10 protein-coding genes are annotated in these 20421 nt (G+C 32.1%); all 10 read right to left on the minus strand.

Features of this window, described 5'->3' with window-relative positions; all coding sequences use genetic code 11:
• Window positions 1-20: 20 nt before the first annotated feature.
• The 10 genes from ACXHHC_RS04185 to ACXHHC_RS04230 all read right to left on the minus strand — a co-directional run bounded on the left by ACXHHC_RS04185 (window position 21) and on the right by ACXHHC_RS04230 (window position 20398).
• The gene (locus tag ACXHHC_RS04185) at window positions 21-1487 is read right to left on the minus strand and encodes a sulfatase family protein (protein ID WP_458228400.1); all 1467 of its coding nucleotides are present in this window, start codon (window positions 1485-1487) and stop codon (window positions 21-23) included.
• 48 nt (window positions 1488-1535) lie between these two features.
• On the minus strand, window positions 1536-3035 hold the full coding sequence (locus tag ACXHHC_RS04190; RefSeq protein ID WP_458228401.1) for a sulfatase: 1500 nt from the start codon (window positions 3033-3035) through the stop codon (window positions 1536-1538).
• Window positions 3036-3512: 477 nt separating this feature from the next.
• Window positions 3513-7595 (minus strand): hybrid sensor histidine kinase/response regulator transcription factor, encoded by a 4083-nt coding sequence (locus ACXHHC_RS04195; RefSeq protein WP_458228402.1) that lies wholly within the window; start codon window positions 7593-7595, stop codon window positions 3513-3515.
• Between the two features lie 99 nt (window positions 7596-7694).
• Window positions 7695-8579: a T9SS type A sorting domain-containing protein gene (locus ACXHHC_RS04200; RefSeq protein ID WP_458228403.1), complete on the minus strand. Its 885-nt coding sequence runs from the start codon at window positions 8577-8579 to the stop codon at window positions 7695-7697.
• 164 nt (window positions 8580-8743) lie between these two features.
• Entirely contained in the window at window positions 8744-9460 is a 717-nt protein-coding gene (locus ACXHHC_RS04205; protein WP_458228404.1) for a hypothetical protein, read from the minus strand.
• A gap of 25 nt (window positions 9461-9485) precedes the next feature.
• Window positions 9486-10994, minus strand: a complete 1509-nt coding sequence (locus ACXHHC_RS04210; RefSeq protein WP_458228405.1) for a RagB/SusD family nutrient uptake outer membrane protein — start codon at window positions 10992-10994, stop codon at window positions 9486-9488.
• A gap of 28 nt (window positions 10995-11022) precedes the next feature.
• Window positions 11023-14127, minus strand: coding sequence for a SusC/RagA family TonB-linked outer membrane protein (locus ACXHHC_RS04215; protein WP_458228406.1), 3105 nt, complete (start codon window positions 14125-14127; stop codon window positions 11023-11025).
• A 406-nt stretch (window positions 14128-14533) separates the two neighbouring features.
• Complete coding sequence (locus tag ACXHHC_RS04220) at window positions 14534-15574, minus strand: GntR family transcriptional regulator (RefSeq protein WP_458229222.1); 1041 nt, start codon at window positions 15572-15574, stop codon at window positions 14534-14536.
• A gap of 308 nt (window positions 15575-15882) precedes the next feature.
• Window positions 15883-18939 (minus strand): glycoside hydrolase family 2 TIM barrel-domain containing protein, encoded by a 3057-nt coding sequence (locus ACXHHC_RS04225; protein ID WP_458228407.1) that lies wholly within the window; start codon window positions 18937-18939, stop codon window positions 15883-15885.
• Between the two features lie 13 nt (window positions 18940-18952).
• Window positions 18953-20398, minus strand: a complete 1446-nt coding sequence (locus tag ACXHHC_RS04230) for a BNR-4 repeat-containing protein (protein ID WP_458228408.1) — start codon at window positions 20396-20398, stop codon at window positions 18953-18955.
• Between the last annotated feature and the right edge of the window lie 23 nt (window positions 20399-20421).

Raw genomic sequence — 20421 nt, forward strand, 5'->3', positions numbered from 1 at the left:
AATATAATTGGTGCTTTTTATTACCAATGTTTAATAATTTTATAATCTTCAGGGTTCAATGTATTTTTTATTGAATCTGGTATTTTTCTTCTTGGTGTGTCACGATCTAGTTTAAATCCTTTTTTCCCTTTGGCCGTTATAAGAGGCATATTTCCTATTGTTTCATCTAAAAAATCTCCCTGAGATTGCATCCAAGTAAACATGTCTTTTTTCAACTTTTCTTTAATGGATTGCAAGGCAGGATTATTGGCCAAATTGGTTGCTTCGTAAGGATCCTGTTGTAAATCGTATAATTCTTCTAAGGGTTCATTTTTATATTTGTTTGCACCTCGTTTTATAAAGTAGTCTATATTAGATTTCCCCGTTAAATTTTGTTCAACAACTTCAATAGAATTAAAATTTCTTATGTATTTATATCGTTGGTCACGAATCATTCTAGAAGGAAATACTTCAGAATTTAAAATGTTTTGATTTGTTCTAACTCCATAAACATATTGGTTTATTGCAACCTCCTTACCTTCTAAAATCGGTAAAAAACTCTTCCCATCCATGTTATCAAAAGACTTGGCACCAGCCATGTCCATAAAAGTTGGCAACACATCTGTGTAATGAATTAATTGATCTGACCTAGAACCTGGCTTAATCACCTTTGGCCAACGAACTACAAAAGGAACTTTTAAACCTATATCTTTTACGGTAAACTTTCCAGAAACCCCATGATCTGCACTATAAATAAACATGGTATTTTCGTTTAAATAACGATCTACTAATGCCAATACTTTTTCTATTTGTGTATTATCCTCTTCAATACTTCTGTAATAGCCCGCTTTGGCTTTTACAAATTCAGGTTTGTTTTTTTTACTCCTATTAAAAGGGTAAAACTTTATCTTATTTGCATCTGGGTTTTTAACATCAAAGTATTTACCATGTGGGTATTTTGATGTAATGAACATACAAAATGGTTTTCTTGACGTTTTAAAATAATTTTCAATGCTATCTAAAGGAATGTAATCTCTAGGTACATTTTTCTTAGGAACCGGTTCCCATTCTTTGTCCCAAGTATAAACAGAAGAAGGCTTTACATGACTTTTTCCTGCCAAAACAACCTCATAGCCCATTTTTTTCATACGAGTAGTTACACTCTTAATTGTAGGTCTTGTAGCAGAATGGTTGGCAAAACAACCATTTTTTAGAGGGTAATTCCCTGTAAAAAGCTGCGATCTACTTGGTGCACAAATTGCTTGAGCAGTAAAGGCATTCGTAAATAACATTCCCTCTTTTGCTAGTCTATCTACAGCTGCGGTTTTCACTTTTTTATTTCCATAACAACCATAATCATATACATCTTGGTCATCTGCTAAGTAAAAAATCATATTTGGTTTTTCCGCACTTTGTACATCTAACCCTACTTTACTTTCTTGATTTTTAGGTTTGCTTGCACAACCAGTAATTAACAGTAACAACACACCTGCCACTAGCTGTTTCAAAACTTTACTAATTTGTATCTGTTTTACACTCATCATTTAATATTAGCTCTATTTTATTTTTTTTTCATTCATACTCCTTTCTTTCTGATTCACAAAATAAGGTTGAAAGGTATATTTAGAATCTATACTCCAAGAAGCATTGGTTTTTGGCATATAGTTTTTCATTTCTTTTATCTTATCCGTGTACAAAGAATTATTCCATTGATTGTGCCATTCATTAGGATCTTTGGAATGATCGTAAAATTCTCCCGTACCGTCTTCGTATTGTATGTACCTATACCCCTCTACTTTTACAGCATGATTATTCATTCCGTAAGTAGTAAGTGCATAAGCTTTATTTTTAACAGCTCTGCCTTGTAGTAAAGGAACAAGACTTACACCTTCGTTTCTATGATATGCTGGTAAATTACTTAACTCTAATAAAGTTGGATATATAGATAACATCTCAACAGGTGCATTCACTTTCTTATTTTTTTGGATATTAGGACCTGCAAAAATTAGCGGTGCTTTTGTTGCTGTTTCCCACAATGCGTGTTTGGCAAATGTTCCTTTTTCCCCAAGCCTATATCCATGATCTGACCACAAAACAACAATAGTGTTTTTAGAGTATTTACTTTTCTCTAAAGCATCCAACACACGTCCTAATTCATAATCTACATAACTCATACAAGCCAAATAAGCTTGTACTATTTTTTTCCACTCCCCCGTTTTTTTAGCCCAATCGGTTGAAGGCATCATTGGTAAATCGTTAATTCTGCACCCTACCGGAGGCACATCGTCTAAATCATTCTCCAAATAAGGCGGTGTTTCTATTTCCTCTAAAGGATGCATATCAAACCATTTTTGAGGTACATATAAAGGCACATGTACTCGTAAAAAACCTAAGCCCATAAAAAAAGGCTTGTTGTATTTTCTCTTTAAGCGTTCTACTACCCAATCTACAGATTGATGGTCTGGCATTAACGTATCGTTTTCTGGAAAAGCTCCCCAATCGGTACTTGTTCTTCCGTGGACTCCTTTAATACCATCCCCATATCCATTCCAAACAAATCGTTCTTTTGGGTAAGGACCAAAACCTTTTACTCTACCTCCCGATTCATCAAATACATTTTTAGGAGCATGGATATGAAACAATTTACCAATACCCATTGTATGATATCCATGTTCTTTAAAATACTCTGGTAAAAAAGTAATGTCTTTAGTTGCTGAGTTGGTATTACTTCTAATTTTATTATCCGGAGTCATTCCATATATTCCTGTGGTAGAAGGACGTAATCCTGTCATGATTGAAGCTCTAGATGGTCCACACAATGGAGCTTGTACATGCGCATTGGTAAACACCACCCCCATTTTAGCCAACCTATCAAAATTAGGTGTTTTTACATTTGGATAATTATCAATACAACCAATCCAATTATTAAGATCGTCTACCGCTATAAATAATATATTGGGTTTTGAAACTGGCTGTTTTACCGTTCCTGTTTTGTTAATATTACAAGAAATAACAACTAACAAAGAGGACAATAATAATATATTTATATTTTTCATATTGTTTTCTTATGATGGTATATATACTATTATTTAGGACCTATCTATAAGTCTTTTAGAAATAAACATAGTTGATATAATTTCTCCGTAAATTGAGTCTATATATTTTAACTAAGATAGTTTTAGCACTTAGGTTAACTGTTATGGAGTCTTATGAGTATTTAACTCTTAAACACAGTTTTGAAAATTTAAAAAGCATTTTTTATTGTTTAAAATTGACAAATAAAATGGAACAAATCTCTTAAACTACCAGGGATAGAACAGCAGATATCCATGTGCATTTATCAACAATTAAAACATATAAATAAAAAGCATGCTACTTGTTAAAATAAGTGTTATTAAAACAATCTGAATTATAGTAATCTTTGTCTTATTGTAATTCATACTACAAAACTAAAAAGCTCCGTTTGTATGTAAGTCTTAAAATGGTGTACTAAAAATCCAAAACACTAGAAAACAGGAAACAAATGGTTAAAATCAATCCATTGAATCGTCACTAAATTTGTCCATATATTGTGTAGGTGTTAAACCGTATTTTTTTTGGAAACACTGACTAAAGTATTTTGGCCTTTTAAACCCTACTTTATACCCTACCTGAGAAACTTTAATTTTATTTAGCTCTAAGAGATGAGCTGCTCTTTTTAATCTAATTTCTCGTATAAATTCATTGGGTGTAAAATTAGTCCAGGCTTTAATTTTAGTAAAAAGTAAAGATCTACTTATTCCTAATTCAGACGCAAAACTAATCACATCAAAATCTTCGTTTGAAATATTATTCTCTACGACAGAAAAAGCTTTTTTTAATAAAATTTCGTCTCTAGAATTTACAACCATATCATTTGGAGCAATTGTATCTTCTGTCTTAAATTTTTCGCTAAGCTGCTTTTTTAATTTTAATAGATTTCTAATTTTAAGTTTAAATTCCTTTAAATTAAACGGCTTGCTTATATAATCATCTGCTCCACTTTCTAAACCTTCAAATTTATATAATAATGAAGTTCTAGAGGTTAAAAGAATTACAGGTATATGACTCGTTTTGATATCTTCTTTTAATTTAGCACACAACTCTGTACCTACCATTTCTGGCATAATTACATCACTCACAATTAAATCTGGAAAATGTTCTTTGGCTTTTTTATATGCTACTTTTCCATTTTCTGCTTCAAGAATATTATATTCATCTTTTAAAAGCTCTTTCATAAACTTCCTTAACGAAGCATTATCTTCTACCAATAAAATAGTATTCTCTTTTTCTTTTAAAGCTACTTCTGTTAACTCCTTTGTTATTTTCTCCTTTTCCTCGTTCAGTTGAACTCGATACTGAGACACATCATCACTTTTCTTGAAATTTTCTAAAATCTCACTATCATTCAAATGCGCTCTTCCCAGTTTTAACTTTACTGTAAAAACAGCTCCTTTGTCTTTGTTGTTCTCAACACCTATTTCACCTTGGTGCAGTACTACAATGTTTTTAGCAATAGATAAACCAATACCTGTTCCTTGGTTGTATTTTTTATCAGGATTGTTATGAATTGCAACTTCAAAGAATCTATCAAAAATTTTATCTAGGTGTTCTGTTGCTATTCCAACACCAGAATCTTTTACCTTAATAGATACTTCATCCTCTAGTTTCTCTACAACTACTTCTATAGTACCTCCATTAGGGGTATATCTAAAAGCATTTGAAATTAGATTATAGAATACTCTTTCCAATTTATAACGATCATAATACACCTGTATTTCCTCTTCTTTACACACAAAAGAATACGTATAATCTCCTGCTTTAGCATACTCGGTAAAAGATAGAAAAACCTCATTTAAAAATTTAACTATATTTCCTTCTGCTGCTTCTATTGTAAATTGCTTATTCTCAAATTTTCTAAAATCCATTAACCTATTTATCAAACGTAATAAATGGTTTGCACTACTCTCTACAACCTTTAACTTTTTATACATTGCATTTGACCCCGAATAATCTTCTAGTATTTGCTGTAATGGTCCTAAAATTAATGTTAATGGAGTTCTAAACTCGTGAGATATATTTGTAAAGAACTGTAACTTGGCCATGTTAATTTCTTTGGTCCTTTCGCTTTCTAAATACTCTAACTCTAATTTGTGCTGAAGCTTTGTTTTAGATTCCATTATTCTATTTAGACCTAACAACCCTAAAAGAATTATCATACCATACAATGTAAATGCCCACCAAGTTCTCCAAGGTGCAGGTTCTACTTTAACCACTAATTTAGTTACATACTTATTCCAAATTCTATCGTTATTAGCACCTCTAACCTCAAATGTATAAGTACCCGGATTTTGTAGTGTATAATAGACTTCTGTTTTGTTGGTATAATTCCAATTCTTCTCTAAGCCTACCAACCTATACGCATATTCATTGTTATGAGAATTGATAAAACTAGGCATCGCATAACTTATAGAGAAATTAGAGTTGTCATGACTTAGTTTTATCTTTTTAGTAAATGAAATATTTTTAGTTAATACTTTGTTCTCGTCGTTAATACCTACAGTTTTGTTCTTAATTTTTAAGTCTGATAAAATTACCTTTGGAGCATAGTAGTTTTTTACAATATCTCTAGGATTAAAAAAAACAACTCCATTTCCTCCACCAAAACAAAACTTGTTTTCGTTTATTACAGCACCAGAATTGGGAAAATATTCATGAGAATTATTTCCTCCTTCTTGATTAAAAAGGGTGGATTCATTTTTTTCTGTATTGTATTTAACAATACCTCTATTGGTACTTAACCAAAGGTTATTGTTACTATCCTCTAAAATGGTATAAATGGTAGATACTGGAGTTACTCCGTCTAAATCTATTTTTTTAAAACCGTCTTTGGTGTATTTTTTAAGTCCTTTAACATTGGTTCCAAACCAAATAACACCTTTAGAGTCTTTAAAAATAGTTTTAATATTACCTCCAGTCTTAGTATCTATATTATATTTTTCAACAGAATGCGTACCGTTATTGTTAAACTTTACCATGTTTAAACTTCCTAAGCCCCCTGCCCAAACATTGTCTTTATTGTCTATCCAAATAGTTTTAAAAATATTCGTAGACAAATGAGGGTTTTCCCCTAAGGTTAAACCAAACACTTTAAATGATTTATTTTTAATATCATATCGTATCAATCCTTTTCCAAAAGTTCCTATCCAAATACAGCCTGTATGATCTTCTTTTATAACATATACACCTGTATTTTTTAAATAGGCTTCTAGTTCTTTTGAAATCGCATTGCGAATTCTTTTTTTGGTTTTTAAATCATAAATAAAAAGTCCGTGGCTGTGTAATCCTACCCATAGTTGATCTTTATTGGTTATGAACAGGGTTTGAATTGAGTAAAACCTTGAATTATCCTTGTCAGATATAGATATTACCTCTTCTACAGATAAGTTTTTATCAATCTTAGAAATTACACCTCCTTCTGTACTGTAATAGAGCTCATTTTTCTGAGTCAAAACAATGGAAGTAGCTACATTATTATTTAAAAAAGGGTTGTTTATAGTAACAAAATTTTCATTTTCTTTATTCCATATATTTACACCTCCTGTATAAGTTCCTAACCATATAGAACCATTACTATCTTTAAAAATAGACCTGATATGATCTCTACTTAAACTTGCACTATTAAATTTATTACTGGATACTTTGTAGACTTTTTTACTTGGTGTAACAACCATAACTCCATGAGTTGTTCCAATCCATATATTTCCATCATTTGCCTTCTCTAGTATTCTTACATCCGAATTACTTGCAATTTCTGGATAAGGGTTTAAGATATACTCTTCTTTTAAAGTGTCAAAAAGTAAAAAACCATTATATCTGGTAGCTATTCCTAAAATATTATCACTTACCTGAATAATGTCTTGAATAAAGAATGTTGTGTCTTGTAAATTGCTATTAGACTTAAAGCGTTTAAACTTAAACTTATTATCTTTTCTATTTGTATACTTGGCCAACCCATTATTAGTACCTAACCAAATTTGATTATTTGAATCTAAAAAAACGCGCATGATATTCCTTGAAGGAATCCCCTGTTTATTGGATGCTTTAAAAGGTATACTTATAAAAGTTTCAGAAACTTTATTGTAAATGGATATACCTCCGGCTGTACCAAACCATATTTCTTCATTTGGCATTTCGGCACTACAGATAACTGCATTATTAATAATTGATTTTTCATCTTTCCCTCTGGTATAACGAGTAAATGTTTTGGTTTTAGGATTGTATTTATTTAAGCCACTATAAGTTCCTACCCAAATAAATCCATCAGAATCCTCAAAAACATCAAAGATGTCATTATTACTTATGCTATTAGGATCTTCAGGATCGTTTTTAAAAACCTCAAAATCAACCCCATTGAATTTGTTTAAACCATTTCTTGTTCCCAACCAAATATTACCTAATTTGTCTTGAGTAATACTTATTACAGAATTATTAGAGAGTCCATCTAAGGTAGAAAGATGTCTAAAATGAAACTCATTATTCTGAGCATTTGTATTGATGGTAATTAAACAAAATAATGTTAGTAGTAATAATCTCATTCTTATTAAGGTGGCAAAGTGTATAGCCTCTACAATATAAAAAAACTATCTAAAATATAATTTTAGATAGTTTTTAATTTTAAACAAAATATAAACCTACTAATTGAAAATTAGTATTTGACTTGCTCCTTTATTAGATTTGATAAAATACTTTCCTTTAGATAAACTTGAAATATCAACTACTTTTCCGCTTCCTTTTAATAAACTTTGACCAAGAATAGTGTATACTTCCCACTCTACATCTTCTGCCAAAGTAAATACTCCTCCTTCTGAAGGATTTGGAGTAACAGATAATTTAGTTTTCTTAATGTTACCACTACTTAAAGTCTCAGATTCTAATTTAATGTCTATATAATCGTAATTAGGTCCTCCAGAAACATATCTAGGTTGTAAAACATAAGTACCAGCATCTAACTCTACATCTGCTTTTACAAAATCTCCATATGTAGATGAATTTCCTGTATTTGGTAAACCTTCATTTATTATAGTTCCTTCACTAGCTAAAGTAGAAGCATTTCTTAAGAACAGTTGCAAAGTCTTGTTAGTTGCTGACCCGTGTGCATATCTTACAGTGAAAGTATACTTACCAGATGTAACAACGTTTACAGTATGCAATTGGTATTCTTGCCCCTGAACACCTGAAACAACTTGTCCTATAATATTAAAACTCTCATCTTCAAGATCTGTAATATCAACATCTCCTCCTCTTAAAGTTGAAGTTCCTAAATTCCCCGCAGACTTATCATAGTAAGTACCTGTACCTGGAGGTGTAGAGTGACTTGTGTGTGTTACATTTACTCCATCAACACTAGAAGCTGTTCTATCGTAATTCTCAAACTCTAATCTAGCTGTACTTCCTACCGAAGTTCCAATTTGTAAAGCTGTACCAGAAAATGGCTGCCCAATGTATTGAGCATTAAGAGTAGTAAAACCTACCAAACTAAGTGCAGTAAGCATCACTGATTTGTGTAATTTTAATTTCATAAATATATGTTTTTGATTTCTATTTAAAACTACGAGCTATTTATTATCAAACTGTTATGAAGTCTACCGAAGTAAAATATTAGACAAATAAAAAGGGCTGTTAAAAAAAACAGCCCTTTTCGCGTAGTATAAATAACTTTAATAGAATAGTTAAATATTTCCTTTTATAAACCTATGTCTTCTAAACCAAACTTATATTTTCTTGTCATCTTGTTGGTTGGTAACACATGCGCTACAGAATTTCCATTAGAGAAAATATAGTTATGTAAAGATGTAACCGCATTAATTCTTCCATTTCCTCCTGTAATAAGATCTGGAGAAGTATTTAAAACCATTCTGTACTGCCAGTCTCTACTAATAGTCATTGTTTTGTTATTAGGATCGTCTGTTAGAGTGTTAAATACATAATGAACATCTAAAGTTTTAAGATTATCTGGTCCTTGATCCACATACTGATCTAAGATAAGATGCTTCAAAATTTCTCTCATAATATCTACATCTACTCTAGCATCATCAAAAACATCTACAGGATCTAAAGATGCAGTATTTCTAAAACCAAATTGTCTACTAAATACTCCATTTCCGTTGTTGGTAAAAGCTCCATCTTTCATTATAAAAAAAGTATAGTTTACCGTTTTGTCATTGTACAAATCAACCAATCCTGTACGTTGGATTGCTTCAATCATAAAATTATACTCACCTCCTGGGTTTGTTTCTAACCACTCCCATAAAGATGTTTCTCCAAAAGTTACCTGTGGAGCAACTTCTGAATCAAACTCCCAAGTTTCTTGTAATTCTAAATCACATCCTACAAATGTTAATGCTGCTAACAGTAGTAACATTGTAGAAGTAATTCTATGTTTAATATTTAATGTTTTCATTACTTAATATTTTTTACTGTTATTATTATTTATAAGCTTCTGTTTGCTCCAATTTAGGGTTATCTATTAAGTGATCAAAGTAGATTGGGAATGGAATAGTTTCTTCTGTTTGACCATTTATTGGTCCCATAACCTCTACAGCTTTGTCTGTTCTTACTAAATCCCACCATCTGTAACCTTCTGCTAATAATTCAAACTGTCTTTCGTCTAATATAAAATCCTCTAAAGCATCTTCATCTGTTGGATTTGCAATATCAGGAACGGTACCTGAATTCACCTCTGGCAATCCTCTAGCAACTCTAATGTCATTTAAAATATCTAAAGCTTCTGCCTGTCTTCCTGTTTTGTTTAAAGCTTCCGCTTTTAAATACAAGATTTCTGCTAATCTGAATAAAATAATGTTTGTATCATCAATAGCGGCAGCATTACGTGACTTAGCATATTTAGAAACTACAAGTGCTCTTTCATCGTCTCCTAATTGAGTAAAACATTCGTAAAGTCTGTAATCTCCGTAAAACAAGTCTCCATCTTCACTTAAATCATCTGTTGCATGTGGTAAAACACCTGGATACTTAGTTACCCATTCTGTAGAATCAGTAGGATATCTTTCGATCCATTTGTTTATTAAATTTGGAGATCCCCAGTAGTTTGGTAATCCTTGGAAATAAGTTGAAAAAATACCCGATGCATTATTTCCATCTTCCACTAAATCATATCTAATAGACATAATAATTTCTGGTCCGTCTTGTCCTTCTCCTGGATAATTTACTTCATCATTGATAAACAAATCTCTCCATTCTTTTTGACTAGAAGCTAAACTAAATGGTCCTGCTTCTACTACAGCAATTTCGGTTAAAGCATCTTCATATCTCTTTAAGTGCATATATACTTGTGCCTTTAAAGCAGCTACACTTGTTTTAGTAAAAATATGCTTATCATTAGCCGTAGAAATATTCTCTTCTGCTTTTGCCAAATCAGACAATACTAAGTCTAACACCTCTTGAGCTGTAGCTCTTTCTTTAAATGAATCATCAGAGAATGATAACACTCCTGTTTGGAATATTGGTACACCTCCCCAAACTTTGTAAGCATCAAAATAAGCCATTGCTCTTAGTGCGTAAGCTTCTCCTAAAAGTTGAGGATTGTAACTTTGAATTTGAGGAATTTTCTCAATTGCTAAATTCACTCTAAAAATCATTTGATAGAACTCATTCCATCTTAAATAATTAGGAGATGATTCTGCAGATAAATTGTTCTCAATCAAATCCTGAGTTATAGGCTGTGGTAATTCCGAAACTACGTAATTGTCTCCTCTAAATTCCCCCCAATACATTTTCTTTAATCGGTAAGTTTTTTGCATTGCATCATACGCTGCAGCCAAACCTACTTCGGCATCGTTATTTGTTTTCCAGAAAACATCGTCAGAAATCTGACTCACTGGCTTTACGTCGTCTAGTACGCTTTCACAAGAACTTAAGACCATAATGGAAAAAAGCAGTGAAAACACCCTATATATATTAACTTTATTTTTCATGTTTTTATAATATTAGATTTTAAACTTTTTAGAACTGAGCATTTAACCCAAAAATGAATTCTCTTTTGTTAGGGTAACGCAATCCATCCCAACCTGGTCTTAATGGATCTCCTCTTCTTCCTAATTTAGGGTTGTAACCTTCATAATTTGTAAACATGAATAGGTTATTAGCAGATGCAGTAAACTTTAAACTCTTAACAATACCAATTTTCTTAAGAATCTTTTTAGGCACTGTATAGTTTAACCTAACATTACTTAACTGAATGTAATCTGCTTCACTTACGTATTGAGATTGGTAACCTGTTCTGTTTTGTGGTCTATTACTGTGTAATATTGGATAAACAGTAATGTCTCCTTGTTGTTTCCAAGCCTGATCAATTCTGTCTGGGTGTGGTGGTTGGTTAGAAGAAGCTCCTCTGTTTCTGTTCCAATCGTACCAACGGTAAATATCGTTTCCAAAATTAAAGTTTAACAAGAATGACATAGATAAACTCTTGTATCTAAATGTATTTGTAAAACCTCCTACGAAATCTGCCAAACCATTACCAATAACTACACGGTCATTAGAAGCTTCAATGTTAAAGTCACCATTCTGATCTTGGAAAATGTAATCTCCTCCTCTTAAGACTCTGTTTTGAAAACGTAATTGACTAACATCTCCTGTATATTCTTCACCATTTAATGTGTGATTTACAAAAGTTCCATTTTCATCAAAATTTGGTGTTAATTGAACTCCATCAGCTGTAAAAGCATTAGATTGATCGTATCTAAACACTCCTAAGTTCTTGTATCCATACATGTTACCAACAGACTCTCCTTCTCTAATAATGTATCCATTATTTTCAAATCCGTCCTCGTCTGCTAACTTAAGAACCTTATTCTCGTTGTAAGAAACGTTGAATGCTGTGTTCCAAGTAAAGTTTTTAGTTTTAACTGGTGTACCAGAAATAGAAACATCCCATCCTTTGTTTTGTACAGAACCAATATTTGTTCTAATTGTGTTAAATCCAGTTTCTTCAGGAATTGGAACACTATACAATAAGTCATCTGTAGTCTTAATATATCTATCAACCGAAATGCTAAATTTATTTCTAAAGAATGATAAATCTACACCATAGTTCTCTTGAGTTGTTTCTTCCCAACCTAAATCGTTATTTCCTAGCTGACTTGGAGCAATACCACTAACTGAGTTGTAAAAGTTACCTGGATCATATAAAGCTACACTCTCAAAATCTCCAATACGCTCGTTACCAGTAATAGCGTAACTCGCTCTAATTTTAAATTCGTTAAGAACAGATTTAATAGGCTTCATAAACTTCTCTTTGGCTACTTGCCACCCTACCTGAGCTGCAGGGAAATTACCCCATCTTCTGTTAGCACCAAATCTAGAAGATCCATCTCTACGTAACGATCCAGAAACTAAATACTTTCCTTTATAGTTGTATTGAAGTCTTCCGTAAACTGAAGATAAAGCATTAGAAGTTTCTGTTGTTCCTGTATTATCTAAGTTAAACTCTTTAACGTTGTTAAATGTTGGAATGTAATCGTTATTAAATTCAATAGCTCTTAAATCTGAAAACTCTCTAGTCCATTTCTGAACAGACATACCTAATAAAGCATTTACATTATGATCTTTAAAAGATTTAGTATATGTAAAGTAACTTTCACTTTGATAATCTATATAGTTTCTTTGTCTTTCTCTACCGTTAATTTTAGCTCTATCAACATCTACAGTTGCCTGAGGGTTAAATTCACTTAACTTTTGGTTTCTGTAATTAAGCCCTAAAGTAGTTTTAAACTTTAAACCATCGAAAATATTAATATCTATGTAGTTAAAAATAGAACTTCTTAATTCTCTAGTATCATTAGTAGCTAAAGTTGCATTTGCAATTGGGTTTGCAATTCTATACTTCTCACGGATAAAAGAACCATCAAAATCTATTAAAGCAACATCTGGTCTTCTAATAGCTAACTGATAAAATGTTCTTCCTTCGTTTAAACCATTTCTAAGAGAATATGAATTGTTAATACGAATTCCAGCTTTGATAGATTTATTCAGCTTTGAATCTAATCTTAAGTTAGAAGTAATTCTTTTGTAAGAACTACTAATAATAATTCCATTGTCCTCTAAGTAACTATTGTTCCAGTAGTATTTTGTGCTTTTATCACCACCACTAACACCAATATTTACTTGGTTTTTAATTCCTATTCTTTTAATTGCTTCCTGAGCATCTTCTACAATTTGATTACGAATTCCTAAAGAATCGGCAACCTGCCCTGTAGCATTCGTTCCAGTTGGAGATCTTAAAGCTCTAAACACATTGTATTGTCTTGTGTTAGACACAGGAATCTTACTTGCTAAAATACTGGCAGATCTAATGTAATCTACTTTTAACCTAGGATAACCTGGTTTTCCTTGCTTAGTTGTAATTAAGATTACACCATTTACAGATCTAGATCCGTAGATTGCAGCAGAAGCTCCATCCTTTAACACATCTATTGTTTCAATATCTGCTGGGTTAATATTATCAATATCATCTACTTGTTGACCATCTACAACATATAAAGGAGACGTACCAGCACCAAATGTAGAGATACCTCTAATTGTAATATCTGCAGACTCTCCTGGAGACGAACCTGGTGTAATTTGCACACCTGCAATACGTCCTTCTACACCATCTAAAGCAGATACTGGAGCCGCTTGTTGTATGGCTTCACTTTTTACAGAACCTACAGCACCAATTACATCCTTCTTTTTAACAGCACCATATCCAATTAATACTACCTCCTCTAAGTCTTCTGTACTTTTTCTTAGACTAATAACAATGTTTTTTTTGTTTTTAGCAGAAACCTCTGCCGACTCATATCCTAAGTACTCTACAGTTAATACTTTATTAACTGACTTTAATTTAATTGAATAGTTACCATCAAAGTCTGTTAACGTAGCGTTAGAAGTTCCCTTCTCTACTACATTAGCCCCTGCAACTGGTTCACCATCTTCTCCTTTTACCGTTCCAGTAACAACATTATCTTGTGCCGAAACAGTAAAACTACAGACAACAAACATCAGAAATGCTGTAAGTAGCTTATACCTACTCACAACACTTTTTGGTCTTTTAATTTTTTCTTCCATTTTTGGTTAGTTTGTAATTAATTTATAAATATTTAGTTTAAGAAAGCCGAAATCAATAAGAGTTTTAACTTTCTTCTAACAAATAACTTGTTTTATTGTAAAAACACTATCCTGAACAGTACTGACAACAAAACAAGAAAGTAGATAACAAATAGACCCTTTCTCTGTTTTTTCTATACAAAAAACAACCAACAACACTACATGTCACAATGTTTTCTCTTAAAATTTAGATAATTTCTAAAAACAGAAAACACAACAGTATAAGTTCTATAAAGTGTAGGTGCGTTTGCAAGAATTTTACTTTTTTGAAAAAGCTCTTTTAAAACCAAGAAAATATAAAAGAGCTTTTTTTAAAATTATAAAAATAATCCTTTTTAAAAAAGTATTGATAAAGAGTCTAAACTCATTAAGCAGATTCTCTATCTATAAAGTTAAATGGAGTTTTAACTTTGTCTTTCTTATGATTCAAAATCATATCTGCGGTAAGTTTCCCCATAACAGTAAAGTCTGTAGATATAACTGTAATACCTAATAGAGCTTTAAGAGGAGTATCATTGTACGAGATAATTCCTAAATCATCTCCAAGTGTAAAATCACTTAATTTTACTTGATTCATTAAATTAACAAGATCGTCTTCTTTAATGGTGATAAATAAATTCCCTCGTTCTAAATGTATATCTTCTTTAACTTCCTCTAGAATTTCAAATTCTAAATTGTGATGAACACAAAACTTTCTAAAACCATGTAATATTCTCTTTGGATAAGGATATAGGGATTTTTCGGGATATACCAATGTAATCTTATGGTATTTATTTACTTTATTGATCCCTTCTTTTAAGGCATTGTAAATATCATCTTCAAAATCCTGATATACTTCTGCTACCTCCCCTTTTAGATTGTGTTTATCATTATCTAAAATGACTAATTTATCTTCTGGAATAGAGTTCAACATTTTATTTACATTGTCTGTAAAACTTACATGCTTTAAATTCTCAGTCTTAAAATGAGGCATTACAACATAATAATCATATGCCGATTTGTATTTCTTTATAAGTTCTAAAAATAGATATTCATCGCAGTGATATACTTGCAAATCTGTATGAATGTTGTCTCCTAAACTTTCTCTAAAAGAGTTAAATATTTTAAGCTTGTAGTTACTTAATTTATTCACTAAGAAAAGGATGTTAACTTTAGATATTAATTTTGTTTTGGCAATGTAATTTCCTTTTCCTTGGATTGATACAATCACCTTACGTTCTTTTAATATGTTGTAGGCACGAGCAACCGTATCTCTGGACAAATAATATTCTACGCTTAAAGAATTTATAGAAGGAATCTTATCACCCGCTGTAATATTCCCTACTGAAATATTATGAACAATAGAATTAATAATTTGCAAATACTTTGGAATAATTGAATTCTCATCAATTTTTATGAACTCTAACATCATTGAACTACACATATCTAAATCGTTTTAAGTTATACAATACTACGATTACAAATCTAGACACATTCGTATAACCAAAAATCTAAAAACAGTGAACCAAAAATCTAACTAACTGATTTTAAACAACTAAAAAACATCATTATAATACTGCACTTTGATAAACATGTACAGTTTTGTATTAAAAAAACTCCGTTACAACTATTCATTTTAAGACCCTAAACCCAATAACACACCTATTTCTTATACTTTAAAAACATCTTTTTAAAAATAAAGACACCCAACTGTTATATCTATTTTAGAACGAATTATTAATCTATAAACAACTCATCTATATACAAACTACTTCCCTCTGTAGTTTGCAATTTTATATTGTTTGCACCAGATCTTAATCTAATTATTGTTGGAACAAACTTCCATTCTTTTTCCCAACCTCCAGTAGCTTTAAACTCTAATGTTCTTATATATTCATCGTTTACAAATAATTTCATTGGATATAATTTTCCTTTGTTATTATGCATGTAACGAAACCTAATACTGTAATCACCGGCTTCTCCATCATTTTCTTGATACCAAGTTATTGAACCTTGTCCGCCTTTAAAATCTACAAATCCACTTCCTTTAAAACGACGTGCTTCTTTACTTGCTTTTGCGGTACCCGTTAATTGTCCTTCTTCTGCAGAAATATTTACACCTCTACCAACCCATAGATCTAAAGAATGTTCATCTCCCCAAAAAAGTCCTTCGTTTTTACCAAAACATTCTTCCATCTCTATTATTACAGTATCGTTTTGCTTTACAATTGCTTTTACCGTAGTCCCATATTTTACCTTAAACGGTTTTGTATAAGCAAGAGCTTCTTTTTTTGGATCTGTACCATTTATAGTATAGAATATCTTTATATTCTCATTTTTTTCATCTCCCAATAATTTAATGTTTTGTACATCAATAGCAACTTCATCAGAAATAAACAATGCTTTATCTCCTAAAATAGAACCTACTATTACAGATGCAGATGTTGCATTTTGCTGCTCTTCTAAAAACAATCTTACTTTTCCAAAAAACATACTTCTAAAGGTTGCTTTGGTTCTACTTGTTGGGTCTATTGGATTTCCATTTTCAATAGATACTTTATCTATAGCTCCATTTAAATGGTAATACACTTTGTTTTCCGCATAAGGGAATAAGTTTCCTGTATGGTCAATTCCTTCTGATGTTAAAATATAGCTAGACCTAAAGCTATCCTCTGCAGGTAGTTTTAAGATCGTATTTTTTAATGCAGCGGGCTGTTTACTGGTTGTAAAAGAAGTCCTGTTAACTTCTTTACCATTGATATAACCAACCGCTTCTAGTTTTCCTTCCTCATAAGGAACCTTCCATTCGCACTGCATCTGGTTCCAAACCGTACCTGGAATATCTTTACCCAGAGATCTACCGTTTAAAAATAATTCTACCTCTTCTACATTTGCATATACCCAAACAGGAACAACAGTCCCTTTTTTCATTCTTGGATGTGACCAGTGTGGTAAAATATGAATCATTGGCTCTTGGGTCCACTGACTTTGATAAAAAGCATATAAATCCTTTTTAAAACCTGCTACATCTAACACTCCTCCCATAAATAAGTTAAAAGGCAAACCTCCATGTACCAATCCTGCTTCTCCATAATAATCAAATCCTGTCCATCTAAAATTTCCACTGTGCCAAGGATTGTCTCTTACTACTTCCCAATATTTTCTAGCAGAAACTCTTACAGTTGCATTGTCATATGAAGAATTAAATCTTTGTTTCCTATTTTTCCACTTCTTAGGATTCATACCTTCATAAAAGAAGATTTCCTTTTCAGTTAAATTTGGTAACTCATAAGTTCCTGGTAACTCATTATCTCTCCACCATGTTTGAGTTCTATAGTAACCTCTTGTTTGCCATGTATGTGGTGCTTCTGTAGATACAAAAGGTCTCTCGTATTTTTTATTTTCAATAAAGCTTTTATTCTCAGACCCTCCATTTACTCCAATAATGTCCATATCCTCCGGATTTCCAGCTCCAGAAGTAAACAATCTAGTAGCATCTAAACTTTTTCCAAATTTCACCATTTCTGGAGCAATAGCACTATGCGTTTCGTTCCCCAAACTCCAAACAAATATACTTGGGTGGTTTCTATCTCTTGTAATCCACTCTTTAACATCTACCTTCCACCACTTGTCAAAAGCTTGTTTTCCATAATCTTGTGGTGCTTTTTTATGCCATCCATCAAAAATTTCATCCATTACTAACAAACCTATTTCATCACAAATATCATAAAACATAGGAGGTGTTGGGTTATGAGAAGGACGAATAGCATTAATTCCCATTCCTTTTAAAGACTCTAGCTTCCAACGTAACATTGGTTTGGTCCATGCTCCACCTACAGGCCCACCTTCCCAGTGTTCGCAAACACCTTTTAGTTTTACATTTTCACCATTTAACCAAAACCCTGTTTTAGCATCCCATGCTACTGTTTTAAAACCAAAATTGGTTGTTACTTTATCTAAAGTTTTCTCTCCCAATATAAGTTCTGTTACCATTTTATACAAAACGGGGGTATTTGGACTCCATAATTTTGGAGCTTGTACTTCTAAGTTTGTGTTAGAAAAACCATTAACTACCAAAGTAGTTTCCGTTTTTAAAACATCTCCTTTTGAAGACAAAATAGAAGCTCTAACTTTTAATCCTTTAATAGGATTTATAACCGTTAGCTTTGTATTTACTGCAGCATTTCTTTCCGTAATACTTGGTGTTGTTACAAAAATTGTATTAGGCTTTATGTGTGTTTTGTTCTTTTGCAATAAAGATACTGGTGCGTATATTCCACACGGATGATACCACCTTGCAGAAGGTTCTAAACTATTATCTACACGAACTGCAATTGTATTTTTCCCTTCTTTTAAATAATTAGAGATATCGTATCTAAAACTAATATAACCATAGGGTCTTTTGTTTATATAGTTTCCGTTTACCCAAACTTGGCTATTCATATACACTCCGTCAAAATTAACATAGGTAACCTTATTTATGTTCTCTTTTGAGACTGTAAAATATTTTCGGTACCAACCAATTCCTCCATCATGATAACCTCCTCCTTGTCCTTGGTCTCCTCCTTTGCGTACTCCTTTTTCAAAAGACCAATCGTGAGGTACATCTATACGATTCCACAAAGTATCCTCTAATTTTTCATTAGAAAAACTCTTGTTATCTTTTAAAATAAACAACCAATCATTATTAAAGTTTACGGTACTACTCTGGGAAAAAACAGAAATAGTAAGTAAAAACAATACTAAAAATCCCATTCTATTTTTAAGATGAATCATAAACACTGCTGTTTTCATAATCTAGATTACTTTATTGTTTTCTTTTTTGTGGAATTATATCTTTCCCTTTTATAAGTAAGACCTCGCTTTTTAAGCGTTTAACAGGCCCATTGTCTCCTAACAAATACATTTTTCTAAAATCAGAACCTGGTTCTTTTTGAGCCACAATTAATCTTGCATCTGGGTGTGGATTTTCTATCAACGACGAAATAGCAAACTTTGACTTTGCCTTTGTTAAATACACCTTGCCTCTTTTAAATTTATCTCCTCCATTAAAACTGTCCCATCGAACAACCTCTCCTTGTCCATTAACATTGGTACCAGCAATATAAAAACTTACATTGGCAGCTTTATGAACCTCTATATCTCCGGCTCCTAGTGGCAAACCATCATTAACACTTGCTTTCCATTCTAAGCCGTTCCACTTATAGTGATTCATTCTTTTTGACTTGCTTCTTTTACCACTTATATACTTCCCTATAGTTATTGCCACATGTGGATTTCCTTTTTCGTCTAGATCTGTTATTCCCTGAAAAGTCCAATGGCCATCAGTTCTTGTAATTAAAGTTTTCTTATCTGCAACTTCTTTTGTTAGCGGCATTGGTAAAACTTCTCCTTTTACATTTTTCCAAAGATTTGTTTTGGTATCCATAACCATGTAATATAGGTTGTATCTCTCTGCAATGTGACCTAGACTTTTTTTGTCTTTGGCCAAATCACTACATAAATGATAATCAAAAGCAACTATTAATTCGTCTCCTTTTCCTCTTGTAATCCAAGGATACCATGAATCTTCTGCTGCTTTGTCTGTTCTTCTTTTGTGTTTTAAAAAAGACACCGGCTTTGCAAACGTTCTTCCATTGTCTGTAGATTTCTGATATACCCAATTACTTCTATGCGCTCCATGACGGTAAAAAATGTACAAATCTCCATTATCCATTTTCACCAATTGATTATAGGTTCCAAAAGGAGGAATTGTATTTAGCTTTTCCCAACTAGAAATATCTAGAGGCTTTTTAGAAACCACGTGTTCATTTTCACCACCATTATAATTTCCTAGTTTATTTACCCCATATTTTCTAGTAGCTCCATGACCACCAAAAAACAAATGGATGTAGCCTAAATCATCTATAATGATAGACGGTTTTCCGTGATTGTCTATTTTCTTTCTTCGATAAGGGTCTTTTCCTAAAACACTTGTAGCTGCCTTAAATGGCCCACTCCAAACTTTTGTTTTATGATTGTACGAAGCCACATAAGGATCTTCTAAAGCACCTTGATAACAAACATAAGTAACACCTTTATGATACACACCTGCAGGATGTTGCACCACAGCGACAGCATTTCCAAACCCATTGTCCGAAAAATATTCTACTCTCTCTTCCTCCTTCTTAGAGTCAACCGTTTTGGTATGCATATGACAACCTGTAAGTAACAAGCCAACCAATACTAAATATTTACAAACGTTATGTATCATTTTCTATACTTATTTTCTGAACC

The sequence above is a fragment of the Wenyingzhuangia sp. IMCC45574 genome, from assembly GCF_054182685.1.